The sequence below is a fragment of the Pseudoalteromonas sp. 2CM28B genome (genome assembly GCF_023161935.1).
This window is the reverse complement of sequence record NZ_JALNTH010000001.1, coordinates 284,928-298,957: the sequence shown is the minus strand read 5'-3', so window position 1 is coordinate 298,957 and position 14,030 is coordinate 284,928. Positions and strand designations below refer to the sequence as shown.

The 14,030-nt window shown below is 42.3% G+C and carries 11 protein-coding genes; 2 read left to right on the top strand and 9 right to left on the bottom strand.

Annotation, left to right across the window (positions count from 1 at the left end):
- Positions 1-319 precede the first annotated feature (319 nt).
- Complete coding sequence (locus tag MTN96_RS01375) at positions 320-628, top strand: hypothetical protein (RefSeq protein ID WP_004587588.1); 309 nt, start codon at positions 320-322, stop codon at positions 626-628.
- A 203-nt stretch (positions 629-831) separates the two neighbouring features.
- On the opposite strand, the gene MTN96_RS01370 is transcribed toward MTN96_RS01375, so the two are convergent.
- The 6 genes from MTN96_RS01370 to MTN96_RS01345 form a co-directional block, all read right to left on the bottom strand.
- Entirely contained in the window at positions 832-1,578 is a 747-nt protein-coding gene (locus tag MTN96_RS01370; protein ID WP_055252755.1) for a type II CAAX prenyl endopeptidase Rce1 family protein, read from the bottom strand.
- Between the two features lie 342 nt (positions 1,579-1,920).
- Positions 1,921-2,805: a hypothetical protein gene (locus MTN96_RS01365; protein WP_055252754.1), complete on the bottom strand. Its 885-nt coding sequence runs from the start codon at positions 2,803-2,805 to the stop codon at positions 1,921-1,923.
- A gap of 759 nt (positions 2,806-3,564) precedes the next feature.
- Positions 3,565-6,456, bottom strand: coding sequence for an aminomethyl-transferring glycine dehydrogenase (gene gcvP, locus MTN96_RS01360; RefSeq protein WP_248530548.1), 2,892 nt, complete (start codon positions 6,454-6,456; stop codon positions 3,565-3,567).
- 151 nt (positions 6,457-6,607) lie between these two features.
- Positions 6,608-6,997, bottom strand: a complete 390-nt coding sequence (gcvH, locus tag MTN96_RS01355; RefSeq protein WP_248530547.1) for a glycine cleavage system protein GcvH — start codon at positions 6,995-6,997, stop codon at positions 6,608-6,610.
- A gap of 72 nt (positions 6,998-7,069) precedes the next feature.
- Entirely contained in the window at positions 7,070-8,152 is a 1,083-nt protein-coding gene (gene gcvT / locus MTN96_RS01350) for a glycine cleavage system aminomethyltransferase GcvT (RefSeq protein WP_248530546.1), read from the bottom strand.
- A 100-nt stretch (positions 8,153-8,252) separates the two neighbouring features.
- Positions 8,253-8,852 (bottom strand): hypothetical protein, encoded by a 600-nt coding sequence (locus tag MTN96_RS01345; protein ID WP_248530545.1) that lies wholly within the window; start codon positions 8,850-8,852, stop codon positions 8,253-8,255.
- A gap of 126 nt (positions 8,853-8,978) precedes the next feature.
- Between MTN96_RS01345 and MTN96_RS01340 the strand changes: the two genes are divergently transcribed.
- On the top strand, positions 8,979-9,827 hold the full coding sequence (locus MTN96_RS01340) for a LysR family transcriptional regulator (RefSeq protein WP_054982828.1): 849 nt from the start codon (positions 8,979-8,981) through the stop codon (positions 9,825-9,827).
- Between the two features lie 198 nt (positions 9,828-10,025).
- On the opposite strand, the gene rlmB is transcribed toward MTN96_RS01340, so the two are convergent.
- The 3 genes from rlmB to MTN96_RS01325 all read right to left on the bottom strand — a co-directional run bounded on the left by rlmB (position 10,026) and on the right by MTN96_RS01325 (position 14,028).
- A complete protein-coding gene (rlmB, locus tag MTN96_RS01335) occupies positions 10,026-10,769 on the bottom strand; it encodes a 23S rRNA (guanosine(2251)-2'-O)-methyltransferase RlmB (protein ID WP_024033280.1) in 744 nt (247 codons plus the stop codon).
- Entirely contained in the window at positions 10,766-13,267 is a 2,502-nt protein-coding gene (gene rnr, locus MTN96_RS01330; protein ID WP_029772011.1) for a ribonuclease R, read from the bottom strand. Before rnr ends, rlmB begins: the two co-directional genes overlap by 4 nt.
- A 146-nt stretch (positions 13,268-13,413) precedes the next feature.
- Positions 13,414-14,028 (bottom strand): DNA-binding response regulator, encoded by a 615-nt coding sequence (locus MTN96_RS01325; protein ID WP_004587598.1) that lies wholly within the window; start codon positions 14,026-14,028, stop codon positions 13,414-13,416.
- Positions 14,029-14,030 lie beyond the last annotated feature (2 nt).

Sequence of the window (14,030 nt, the reverse complement as noted above, 5' to 3'; positions counted from 1 at the left end):
CAAAATAGTGTCGTTTTTATTTTCGGTGTGGAAATCGTTATTTGAGGGGATAATAGTAATTTAGGTACGTTTTCCTGCTTAAAAAGACTAAAACAAACTGCCACTTCATATTAAACCAAATAGTTCGCGCTTTCGCCCAACGCGCTAGCAAGCTAAGCGCCTACAAGTAATAGCATTTTTATTTATTGTGATTGTTACATTGGCTGTGCGTTGGGTTTCGCGCTGCTCAAACCAACCTACTGTTGTTGCACAGCTACAAGCTTGCGTATAATGCCCGCATTCTGGCTGTATGTATTAGCCGCTAATTTGGATTTTAATAATGAAAAAACTCTCTGCAGTGCAAGTAAAACAACAAGCACTTGTGCTTAACGTTGCCGATAAACTAGAAGCACAAGGGCGCGAAGAAATCCCTGGTATGTTGCAGTGCTGGTTTGATGTGGAATATCACTTATTTCCAAGTTCACTACTGCTTTGTTTTCAGTTTGAAAACGAACAAGCTTTAGCAGCCGCAGAGCCTGATTTATTAAAATGGCAAAAGCGCTTAAGCGCCGCAATGCTTAAAAAAGGCGTTATTTTAAAAGATATGCGTAAACATTTAGTGTTTACTTTAAAAGGCCCTGATGACTAAAGAAGGGCTAGAGCAAAACGTAGTCGCGCTATGGGTTATAAAAATAAGTTTAAGCGCATACACAAGGGCAATATTATTGCCCTTTTTTTAAATGGGGTTACTGGGGCAGTTTTGCACTTTTCCTTAATCACGAAAGGCAAAAAGAAAAACCTGACCTTGCTGATTTTGGAATATCTAGCGCAACTAAACGTTTTAACCTCACCCTAAATTAATTGCCCAACAACGTTAACGCTATTATGGGCGAGAATTGGAAATACCAAGCTTCCCGTTCGCTCTCTTAGCCACAGTAAAATAAAGCCATAACCTCCAGTTAATAAAATAGAGGTAAACGAAAAATACCACTCGCCATCGTTAAACATAACGCCGTGCACCAAGCCAAATAATAAAACTAAAAGTAATCCACCTATATTTATCGGCGCGCTTACCAAACTGTATCGCTTAGATACTATTGCCAAGGAAATACAAAATAGTAAGACCCCTCTAAACATCGGTTCTTCGTCAAACCCTGGCATGGTTGCTTGATAAAGTAATGTTTCTAAATCATAGCGAGGCTCTCCACTCCAGAACCATGAAACAATGGCTTGGAGAATTACAAACAAGCACAAAACAATAAAAGCAGGTTTTAAAGAGCCTTCACTTTGTTTGAAAGTAAAACCAGCATCAGCAATACGAAAGCCATGTTTATATTTCGCTAAGGCTAGGATTACACCTCCCCACAGGATAATTACAGCTATCTTGCCAGACCAATTCCAAGACAAATCAGCAAAAAATATATCTAAAGGAATAACCTCGGCGCCTCTAAATAAAGCAAAAACGTAACACGTAAAAATGCCTAATGAGATTAAAGACCACGCTATATTTATATCGACTTTATTAAATGCTTTTAATGTTAAAGCTAAAATTAATATAACGCCGGCATTTGCAAATACGGCTATGAATGCATCTTCCATGTATACCTCTTAAGCAAGGGCACGTTGCTTCTTACTTTTATTATTGTTTTATGTAGTACCTAATATTAACCCTAAATGAGATAGCATTAAATAACTATTTAATTAGCAAAATAGTCTTAGGCTTTATAAATAACATAGACGTATTTAGTGAGGTTTTGTAAACTCAAAAGACCAAAGTAAAAGAAATAAAAGGGTCACCCATCAATCGACGTTATTACGAGGTGCATAGTCATATTTAAATTGAGTTTAAATAATAAGAACACTTGGTTTTTGAATAAAAAGATCAAGTAAACACAGCTGTCTGCTTGACCGGAATTTTCTAATGGGAGAGACCTTTGTTTTTTATTTATTACCTTCTAACCTAACTGGTTGAACGGCTTCAACTAAGCTTTTTATATCTAAATTAGGTAGGTTGCCAGCTTTAGCTTTGGTAGCTAAATATTTTGGAAACTTCATCCTTAAATACGTATCATCGAACCATTCCCTAAATTCACCTAAAGCCTTTACTGGATAAATCCATGCCTCAGGATCTTTTTGAGGAAAATCAGATGGAAACTTGTGTAAATGTTTTACTCTTTTACCATAGGCAATATCAAATTCACTTTCTCTCCAAACCTTACCCCAGCCTTGTCCTACACTTATATCAGGCATACTATTTTGGTCGAATGGCATTCCTTTTCGGATCCCCGTAATCAAAAGGCTAGCTATCTCTTCGAATACACTAAAATACCCCGAAGGCACCTCATTAAGTGTTATTCTTTCATGAAAAATCTGCCAATATTTAGGAACTTGTTCTACAGGGTCATATCCAGTTCTTTCATAAATAAAAGCTCGTAACGTTAATCTGGCTAGACTTCTATAATTCCGCTTCGCCTGTTCTGATGGCGATTGAGATTCAAAGGCATAATATTCAAGTATAGCCATGCAATTAATTTCGTTAATAGCATGATAACTTTTTCCTTTTACTTTAATTGGTGTGTAAAGACCTGAAGATCTACCGCCCTGTTCTTCAATCAGTTTTTTAATTATCTGACCTCTAGGGCGATACTTTTGCTCATCCCACTCTTTTATCAATGTAATTATATTACTCGGAGCTGTACCACATAAAGCAGCTAGCCCTCTAGCACCTAGGTATGGGGTTCCATCTGCCATAACCCCCATCTCAATTCCATCTGGTGTATTATGCATGATAGATTCAAGTTGAATCTCCATTTTATTACTGCTCATACCATTATCCTTTGCAACTATTTTATTACATAATAACCCCATATATTTTAGATTCAATAGCTATAATCGATTTGAATAAAAGAGAAAGCAATTACCCTGATATGTCAATAAACAAAACATAATCAAGCAATGAAATCCACTAGCTCATCCACTCGCATTTTGCTAAGACTAAACACCACCGTCACGTTTAACACCCTTCCCCGTCATCACACCCTGAAAATAAGCAATTGATGAGTAATGTCGCGCATGGATGCGCGATAAGGCGGAACTAGGCCATGGATGGCCTATCTTCGCCGTTTACGTTCAAATCAATTGTGTTTTGAAGGATTAAGCGTGATGCTCGGGGCGCCGTGGGGTTCCAAGGGGCGGTCGGCGGTAGCCGCCCCTTGGTTGCCGCCAGCAACCTGGCAAAAAACCTTGAATAAGGTTTCTAATCTTTAAAAGTACGAAACGCATTCACATTATCGGTGATAATAACCTCAAACACCTATTCAAATACTTATTCGGGCTGTCGCCCGCGCGTCAGCAAGCTAAACGCCTACAATAAATAACACATACTCTTGGCTTTTGAGCGAGTAAGTATATTTGTGTTTCGTTGGGTTTCGTTTCACTCTACCCAACCTACGTTCATATAATTTATGGCGAATCACCATACACAAAAAAGCCATTGCATTGCTGCAACGGCTTTTATAATTTTGATAAATTCCACTCTACAGTGGAACTTACTCCCCATTAAAGTTCAAAAATTAGTCGCGGTTCTTAGTCGCGATAAGTCTCAACCGCTGGGCATGAACATACTAAGTTACGGTCGCCGTATACGTCATCAATACGTGTAACGGTTGGCCAGAACTTGTCTTTAGCTACCGAAGGCACTGGGAATGCAGCGTAAAAACGGTCGTACGCGCGGTCCCATTCGTTACCAAGCACGTCAGCTTGTGTATGCGGTGCAAACACAAGTGGGTTGTTTTCGATTGACCATTCCCCAGAGATTACTTTGTCGATTTCGCCTTTAATTGACACCATTGCTTCTATAAAGCGGTCTATCTCGCCTTTTGACTCAGACTCAGTTGGCTCAATCATTAACGTGCCCGCTACTGGGAACGACATAGTGGGTGAATGGAAGCCGTAATCTTGTAGGCGCTTAGCTACATCCATTTCAGTAATGCCTGACGCTTCTTTTAATGGGCGTAAGTCAACAATACATTCGTGAGCAACGCGGTTGTTGCGGCCACGGTATAAAATTGGGAAGTGCTGGCTTAGCTCATGCGTTAAGTAATTAGCGTTCACGATGGCCATTTCGGTGGCTTGTTTTAAGCCCTCTGAGCCCATCATGGTAATGTAAGCCCATGAAATAGGTAAAATAGCCGCTGAGCCGTAAGGCGCTGCCGATACTGCACCGTTATTAACGTTTGTACCCGGCACGTTAATTACGCTGTGGTTTGGCATAAATGGCGCAAGGTGCGATTTAACACCAATTGGGCCAACACCTGGGCCGCCGCCACCGTGTGGAATACAAAACGTTTTGTGTAAGTTTAAGTGCGATACGTCTGAGCCAATAAAGCCTGGGCTTGTTACGCCCACTTGTGCGTTCATGTTTGCGCCGTCCATGTAAACTTGGCCGCCGTGCTCATGAATAATGTCACAAATTTCGCGAATAGTTTCTTCGTAAACACCGTGTGTAGATGGGTATGTGATCATAATACACGATAAGTTTTCAGACACTTCTTCAGCTTTCGCTTTAAGATCTGCCATGTCTACGTTACCGTTTTTGTCGCAGTTAACTACCACAATTTTCATGCTTGCCATTTGCGCAGATGCAGGGTTAGTACCGTGCGCTGAGCTTGGGATTAAACATACGTTACGGTGCGCATCGCCACGTGACTCGTGGTATTTACGAATCGCAATTAAGCCTGCGTATTCACCTTGTGCGCCAGAATTTGGCTGTAGTGAAACCGCATCGTAACCGGTAATGTTAACTAGCCAGTCGTGCAGCTCGTTAATCATTATTTGGTAACCTTCTGCTTGGTCTAGCGGGCAGAATGGGTGAAGGTTTGCAAATTCAGGCCATGTAATTGGGATCATCTCAGCGGTCGCATTTAGTTTCATGGTACATGAACCTAACGAGATCATTGAGTGGTTAAGCGCTAAATCTTTGTTTTCAAGGCGCTTAATGTAGCGAAGCATGTCTGTTTCGCTGTGGTAGCTGTTAAAGTTTGGATGCGTTAATACTTCGTCATCGCGTACTAAACTCGCTGGAATAGAGTCGCTACCGTTTGCTTCAATATCGGCTGCGATGCTATCTACACTTAGGCCGTGGCCTTCACCTAGAACAATATCAAATAACTGTGCTACGTCTTCACGTGTTGTGGTTTCTGATACTGAAATTGAGTATTCGCCATCGTGGTTTGTGGCAAAGTTAACGCCTTTGGCAAGTGCACGCGCTATTACGGTATCTTTACTGTCGCTTACTACTGTTAGCGTATCAAACCAGGTGCTGTGTTTAAGTGCGATACCTTTAGCTTTTAGGCCAGCAGCTAAAATATCAGCAAAGCGATGTATACGCTGCGCGATAGTTTTTAAGCCTTGTGGGCCGTGGTAAACCGCGTAAAACGCTGCCATGTTGGCAAGTAGTACCTGCGCTGTACAAATGTTTGAGTTGGCTTTGTCGCGGCGAATGTGTTGTTCGCGCGTTTGCATTGCCATACGCAGTGCGTCGTTACCTAAACGGTCTTTAGATACACCAATAATACGCCCTGGTAATGAACGTTTGTAAGCGTCACGTGTTGCAAAAAATGCAGCATGTGGGCCGCCGTAACCCATAGGTACACCAAAACGCTGAGCCGAACCAAGTACTACGTCTGCGCCTAGTTTACCTGGTGCTTTTAATAGTAATAAACTCATAATGTCGGCAGCAACACAGGCAATGGCCTTTTTGCTTTGTACGCCAGCAATTAGGTCGGTTACATCTACTACTTCACCCGATGTAGATGGGTATTGGAAAAGCGCACCAAAAATGTCGTGGTTAACGGCATCGGCTGCTTTACCTACAATTATTTCAAAACCAAACTGCTCAGCACGGGTGCTTACTACGTCAATAGTTTGTGTGTGTACGTCGTCGGCGATAAAAAAGGCATTGGCTTTTTTAGCTTTAGATACGCGTTTTGCAAGGCCCATTGCCTCTGCAGCAGCGGTTGATTCGTCAAGTAACGAGGCGCTTGCTAAATCAAGGCCTGTTAAATCTAGGGTCATAGTTTGAAAATTTAATAACGACTCTAAACGCCCTTGCGCAATTTCTGGCTGGTACGGCGTGTACGCAGTATACCAACCTGGGTTTTCTAGTACGTTACGTAAAATGACGTGCGGTACGTGCGTTGGGTGGTAGCCTTGGCCAATGTACGATTTGAAAACTTTATTTTTGCTTGCTACCGATTTTAAGTAGCTTAATGTTTCAACTTCAGTACGGCTTTCGCCAACTGTTAATGGTTGCTCTAAGCGAATGCTTGCAGGTACAGTTTGGTCGATCAGCTCTTGCACACTTGATACTTCTAAAGCACTTAGCATATCGCTTACTTGTGCTGGGCTAGGCCCAATATGGCGGCGAATAAAATCTTGCTTTTGCTCTAGTTGTTCAAGAGATTTGGCGTTTGACATGAGTCTAGATTCCTATGATCCTAAATACTAATGGGTAATTAGTATGATTAAAATATGTGATGATTTAATAACTTACTGTGTATGGAGTAGGCTGTTAAATCATAAAAGCCCCGATATTTATATAAATACTCGGGGCTTTAGACTAAGAGTATTACTCTTCGTCGATTGTATTAGCGTAATCTTCTGCGCTAAGTAGGTTTTCAAGCTCTGATTCGTCAGATGCTTTAATACGGAATAACCAACCGTCGCCGTAAGCGTCGTTGTTAACCGTCTCTGGTGCGTCTTCTAGTTCTTCGTTAATAGCAACAATTTCGCCACCAATTGGTGCGTAAATATCTGATGCTGCTTTAACCGACTCTGCTACTGCACAGTCTTCACCAGCGTCTACTTCGTCGCCAACTTCTGGTAATTCAACAAATACCATGTCGCCAAGAAGCTCTTGCGCATGCTCAGAAATACCAACAGTAAATGTACCGTCACCGTCGTTACGAACCCACTCGTGTGAAGAGGCATATTTTAAATCGCTAGGGATATTGCTCATTATTTTGTTCCTTTGGTTTATATTGGGAGGATACCAATCACAATAATTATTGTGATTGGTATAACCAAATTTTTAAATTATTGATTTGCCGTTACGTACAAAGCTAGGCTTTACTACTTTAACGTTAACTAATTTTTTGCGCATTTCTACTTGGGCTGTATCCCCTATTAAACGCGGTACACGTGCAAGGGCTACACTAAAACCAAGCGTTGGTGAGAAAGTACCTGAGGTAATTACCCCTTCACCACCATCAACAATTACTTTTGAGCCGCTACGCAATACGCCTTTTTCTTCAAGCACTAAACCTACCAGCTTTTGAGTGCTTTTTTCGGCGCGTTGCTTAACAAGTACGTCACGACCAATAAAGTCACGATCTTCTGGTTCCCATGCAATGGTCCATGCCATGTTAGCTGCAAGTGGCGATACGCTTTCGTCCATATCTAGGCCGTAAAGGTTCATACCTGCTTCTAAACGTAGTGTGTCGCGTGCACCTAAACCAGCTGGCGCTACACCTGCATCTAGCAGTTGTTGCCATAAATCGGCAGCTTGTTCGTTCGGTACTACAATTTCGTAACCGTCTTCGCCAGTATAACCCGTTGTGGCAATAAATAAATCACCTACTTGAACACCAAAAAACGGCTTCATACCTTCAACAGCGGCTTGTTGCTCAGCATTTAACAGTGTGGCTGTTTTTGCTTTAGCGTTAGGGCCTTGCACTGCAATCATTGCAAACTCAGGACGCTCAGTTACGGTTACTGTAAAATCAGCTGAAACAGTTGCTAAATGTGCTAAATCTTTTTCGCGTGTTGCTGAGTTAACAACTAGGCGGTAAAAGGTTTCGCTAAAGTAGTAAATAATTAAATCGTCGATTACGCCGCCTTGCTCGTTAAGCATGCCAGTGTAAAGCGCTTTACCAGGAACTGTTAATTTAGCTACGTCGTTTGCTACTAGCTTTTGTAAAAATGCTTTAGCTTGCTCGCCTTCAATATCAACAATAGTCATGTGTGATACGTCAAACATACCTGCATCGGTGCGCACGGCATTGTGTTCTTCTATTTGTGAGCCGTAGTTGATTGGCATTTCCCAGCCATGAAAATCAACCATTTTTGCGCCTGCTTCAAGGTGCTTAGCATGTAGTACAGTTTTAGAAGTCATAACATTCCTTCACGTTTTAAATTAACCCTGTGCGGGCGTGGCTTAAATTAGGTCTAAAAACAGATAAGCACATGTTTGTTTACCTGTTAGTTATTTGTGTTTAGGCAGCTTCGCCATGCATAAGTGCAAAACCTTGTGCTTGCATATAGCTTTGCCATTTTTGTAGTTCTTGTTGTTTAGCGACTAATACAAAATGTTGTTCGTCATTTTTGTCTATTGCGGTAATAAATACATCGCCGCTTTGCGCGCCATAACATAGTTGCGGGTTTGATAAACGCAGCCCTGGCGTTAATTTAAACGCGCTAATTAAGGTATCAAATGCGTTTGCTCCACACAGCGCAAGGGTTGCAAGGTCGCTACGTAGTACATAATCAATATCAAAACGAAGTTGCTGCTCGTTTATCAGTGCTTGTAATTGCAAGCTTGCGCTGTGCGGTAATACAAATCTAAATGCGGTTTCGCTAAAGTAATAAACAGCAAAGCTGTAATCAGAATTTAAATCGCCATCAAGCGTGCCTTTTAGGCCTAAGCCGCTGGCTGTAAGCTTTGTGAGATCTAACCCTAAAATAGTGCTTAAAAATACACTGGTTTCACTGCCACTAAAATCCATTACAACGAGGTTGTTATTTGCTTGCACGGCATTGGTAACTGCACTTGCAGCATTGCTGTGGCGGGCAAACATTATTGGGTTAAAAGTCATAACAAACACCTGTGTATTTTTGATACCAAAAGTATATTGCGCCACTGTGACAACAACAAATTGTAATTATTTATCAATTGATAAATAATACTTATATATGTAGCTATATAAATTGTAATTTTAAATATGAAAAACATATCAACCGACAGTTTGCGTACCTTTGTAATGGTTGTTGAGGTAGGTGGATTTGCAAAAGCCGGCGACCTACTGGGGTTATCGCAACCTGCGGTAAGCTTGCAAATTAAACGCCTTGAAGATTTACTCGGTTATAAATTATTTAAAAAGCAGGGCCAGCGCCAGGTGCTTAATCAGTACGGTGAGCTACTTTTGCCTATGGCAAAACAAATGATGCAGTATAACGATGCTATTTTGCAGCAGTTCACCTCAGAAAGCATAACCGGTAAAGTGCGCTTGGGTATTCCTAGCGAATTTGCAGCACGTATTTTGCCTTCTATTATTGGTGATTTTGTCTCGCTTTATCCTGAGGTATCGCTGGAAGTTAAATCGCGTTTAAGTAAACATTTGCTGTCGGCCTCAAGACAAGATCAATTTGATCTTGTTTTAGCGCTTAACGAGCGCCTTAATTCAGACAAATTCCCTATTTTTATGCAAGACGAGCTAGTATGGGTGGGCGATTTAGCACAGGCAAAAAATGAGGTAGTAACCTTAGTCACCGCGCCCGAGGGCTGTATTTATAGGCGCCGCGCTACAGATGCACTTAAAAGTGCCAATATAAAATACCGAATTGTTTACAGCAATGCCGATTTAACCGGATTAATAGCCGCCATAAAAGAAGGCTTAGGTATTACTGTACTGGCTAAAAGTACGGTGCCAAGCGATCTTAATTTTCAGGCGCAAAGTAAATATTTACCAGCTCTTGGTAGCATAGGCATTAGCTTAATAAAAAGCGGTGGGGAGTCGGAGCACGCAGTAGACAAACTCGCTGAGTTTATCGCATTACGTTTAGGCTATTAGTGCGCGTTGGCGATTTGCTTAACCTGTAAAATTACCAACTACGCTACATAAAAAACGCCGAGGTTAAACTAACCTCGGCGTTTTGTAAGCTAAATTTGGCGCTAACTAAACCCCTTATTTAAACGATTAAATAACGAATTTTGTCTATCGACAGGCTTAGCTGCCTAATAATAAAAATATTAATTAAGCAAATGGATATTAGTTATTTACGTTACGTTGGCGTAGCACTTCAAATAAACAAATACCGGTGGCTACCGATACATTTAAGCTAGAAACACTGCCTGCCATCGGAATTTTAACTAACACGTCGCAATGCTCACGCGTTAAACGGCGCATGCCCTCGCCCTCTGCTCCCATTACTATTGCCATTGGCCCAGTAAGGTTTGCATCAAACACGTGGGTGTCTGTTTCACCAGCGGTGCCCACAACCCATACGCCTGCGTCTTTAATTTCGCGAAGCGTACGCGCCAGGTTTGTTACCTGAATAAGCGGTACGGTTTCGGCTGCGCCACAGGCTACTTTACGTGCTGTGCCGTTAAGCTTGGCCGACTTATCTTTAGGTACAATTATAGCGTGTACACCTGCTGCATCTGCGCTACGTAGGCAGGCACCTAAATTGTGCGGATCGGTTATGCCATCTAGTACTAGTAAAAACGGCGTATCTTCGCGAGCAATGATCTCATCTAAATCTTTTTCGTTGTAAACACGCGCAGCTTTTACATTGGCAATAATGCCTTGGTGCTGCTCATCGTTTGCTTTGTTATCTAGCGCTTTTCGCTGCATAAATTGTACAGAAATACCAAATTTACGTGCTTCATTAATAATCGGGGTTAAGCGCTTATCATCACGACCTTTAAGGGCATAAATTTCTAAAAAACGCTCTGGCTCTTTTGCTAAAATTGCTTCAACAGAGTGAAAGCCAAAAATTAATTCATTACTCACGTATTGTTTGCTCCTGGGCTATTACGTTTACGGGCATTTTTGCCTGGTCTTTTAGGCTTTTTAACTGCCTTTTTTTTCGGTTTTTTCTTAGCGGTGGTTTCAGCGGCTTTTTTACCGGCTGGCTTTGCGCCAGACTTACCCGCTGGTTTGCCTTTGCTTTTACTGGCTGGTTTTTTACCAGCTTTGGGTTTTTCATCGCCTGATGTGTTTTTTCCAGGGATTTTACCCGCTTTAAGCTGCGATCTTACACTTGCTGGTGCATGGCTTGATTTACCGCGCCCTGCTCCTTTAGCTGAGCCACGGCGACGCGCGTATCTATCTTGAGCTACATCACCACTGAGCGTTAAATTTATACGGCGCTCATCTAAACTTACCGAAGCAACTTGTACCGTTACTTTATCGCCAAGGCGGTAAACGGTATGTGTATGCTCGCCAATTAGGGTGTGTTTTGCACCATCATGATGGAAGTATTCATCACCTAAATTAGTAACATGGATCAGCCCATCAATTTGTAAGTCGTCTAGGCGTATAAATAAACCAAAGTTAGTAACGGATGAAATAACCCCGTTAAACTCATCACCCACGTGGTCTTGCATAAACTCACATTTAAGCCAGTCGGCAACTTCACGCGTTGCGTCGTCTGCGCGGCGCTCGGTGGTTGAACACTGCTCGCCTAGTTGGTCTACTTCATCATCGGTGTAAGCGTATGCGCCCGATGTTTGCTGACCTTGTGCTTTTATTACCGCTTTAATTGCACGGTGTACCACTAAATCAGGGTAACGGCGAATTGGTGAGGTAAAGTGTGCGTACGCAGGCAGCGCTAAGCCAAAGTGGCCTATGTTATCTGGCTGATAAACCGCTTGCTTCATTGAACGAAGTAGCATGGTTTGAATAAGCTCGGCCTCTGGGCGGTCGCCTAACCGGGCTAACACTTGGGTAATTTCTTTCGGTGTAGGCTCATCGCTTAATGTGCTTTGAATGCCAAGCTCACTTAAAAACTGAGTAAAGTTACCTAGTTTTTCTTGATCTGGCTCATCGTGCACACGGTAAAGCGCGCTGGCTTCGTGTTTTTCTAATAATTTAGCCGCCGATACGTTGGCTAAAATCATACATTCTTCAATCAGTTTGTGCGCGTCGTTGCGAACAACCGGCACAATTGACTCTATTTTACGGTGTGCGTTAAATACAAAACGCGTTTCGAGCGTTTCAAATTCAATAGCACCACGGGTTTGGCGCGCCGACTTAAGCGCCATATACATTTGCTGTAAGTCAGTTAAATGTGGCACTACGGGTGCGTATTCTTCGCGTAGTTTTTCATCGCCTTGTAAAATGGCATTGACTTTGGTGTAGGTTAAACGCGCATGCGAGTTCATCACCGCTTCGTAAAACTTATAACCCGAAAGCTTACCTGCGTCTGATACCGTCATTTCGGCCACCATACAAAGGCGGTCTACTTTAGGGTTAAGCGAACACAAACCGTTCGACAACACTTTTGGCAGCATTGGAATTACTTGCTCAGGAAAATACACTGAGTTACCGCGAGCAATCGCTTCTTTATTTAGCGGCGTGTTCATACCTACATAATGCGATACATCGGCAATGGCTACCCATAAGCGCCAGCCGCCAGATTTTTTACGCTCACAATATACGGCATCATCAAAGTCGCGGGCGTCTTCACCATCTATTGTGACCAGTGGCAGGTCGCGTAAATCTACACGGCCTTGTTTGTCGGCTTCATCAACAAACTCACCTAAATGAGCTACTTGTTCTTCCACTTCTTCTGGCCAAACATGAGGAATATCGTGATTGCGCAGTGCCACTTCTATTTCCATACCTGGCGCTAAATGCTCGCCCAGTACGTCAATAATTTTACCTACCGCGTTCATGTTGCGGCTAGGATTTTGAGTGATTTGCACTTGCACCATTTGGTTATGACGCGCGCCGTTTTCACTGCCTGGCAGAATAATAATATCTTGGGTAATACGTGGGTCTTCTGCTACAACAACTGCAATACCATGCTCAACAAAATAACGCCCTACAATAGGTGCGCGCTCGTTGGTAAGTACTTTAATTATGCGGGCATCACATTTTGAGCCTGAGCCACGTTTTGTGCCTTTAGCAAGTACGATGTCGCCGTGCAGCACCATGTTCATTTGATGCTTGGCTATAAACCAATCTTTGCTCTCGCCTTCAACTTCTAAAAAGCCAAAACCGTCTCTGTGGCCAATTACTTTGCCTTTGGTTAAACCGGCTTCGTCAATTAGGGCGTAACATTTAAACTTATTAAAATACAATTGGCCATCGCGCTCCATGGCACGAAGGCGGCGCTTAAATGCAATTTGGCGTTCGGTATCGTTTACAGCTAATTCATCACAAAGTTGCGTGAAGTTAGCAGGTTTTGAACGCTCTTGAAGGTGAGTAAGTATAAACTCACGACTAGGGACTGGGTTTTCGTACTTTTCTTGTTCTCGGCTGAGATTTGGATCTTGGTTTGACATTCACTATCTTGTTAGTTGGTTATGTAGGTATTTTAACCCATATACGTAAAATGAGACAGGTAAAAGCGTATGAAACTTTTAATAAACCGCTTTAATAAGTAAAACATACGCTTAATGGCCTTAATCATCACTTAATATAAGTGCGATTATAACCAGCCTTTTTGCTTTGCAATACGCGCTGCATCTACGCGGTTAGTGGCATTGAGTTTTGCGATAGCATCGGATAAATAATTACGTGTTGTGCCTTCGCTTATAAATAGCTGTTTGGCTATGTCGCTTGTTTTTAAGCCATCGCTTGCAAGCTTAAGTGCTTTGCGCTCTTTATCGGTGAGCGGGTCGGCATCGTCAAGCGCGTTAATGGCAAGCTCTGGATCTATAACTTTTTGCCCTTGCATTACTTTTTTAAGTGCATTGATAAGCTCATCACTTGGCGCTTCTTTTAAAATGAAACCTTTAACGCCTAGGGCGAGCGAGCGCCTAATATAACCAGCTCGCGAAAACGTGGTCATAATAACCATTTTAATGGTTGGGAACGTGGCCGCTATTTGCTCACTTAGCTCTATACCGCTCATGTGTGGCATTTCAATATCGGTTAAAATTATGTCTGGCAATGCCTCATCGGCCAGTGCTTTTATTGCATTAAGGGCATCTTGGCCGTTACTGGCTTGGCCTATCACTTCAATATTAAAATCAAGGCTTAACAATGCCCCGACTGCGTCACGCACGAGTGCTTGATCTTCCACTAAATATACTTTGATCATTG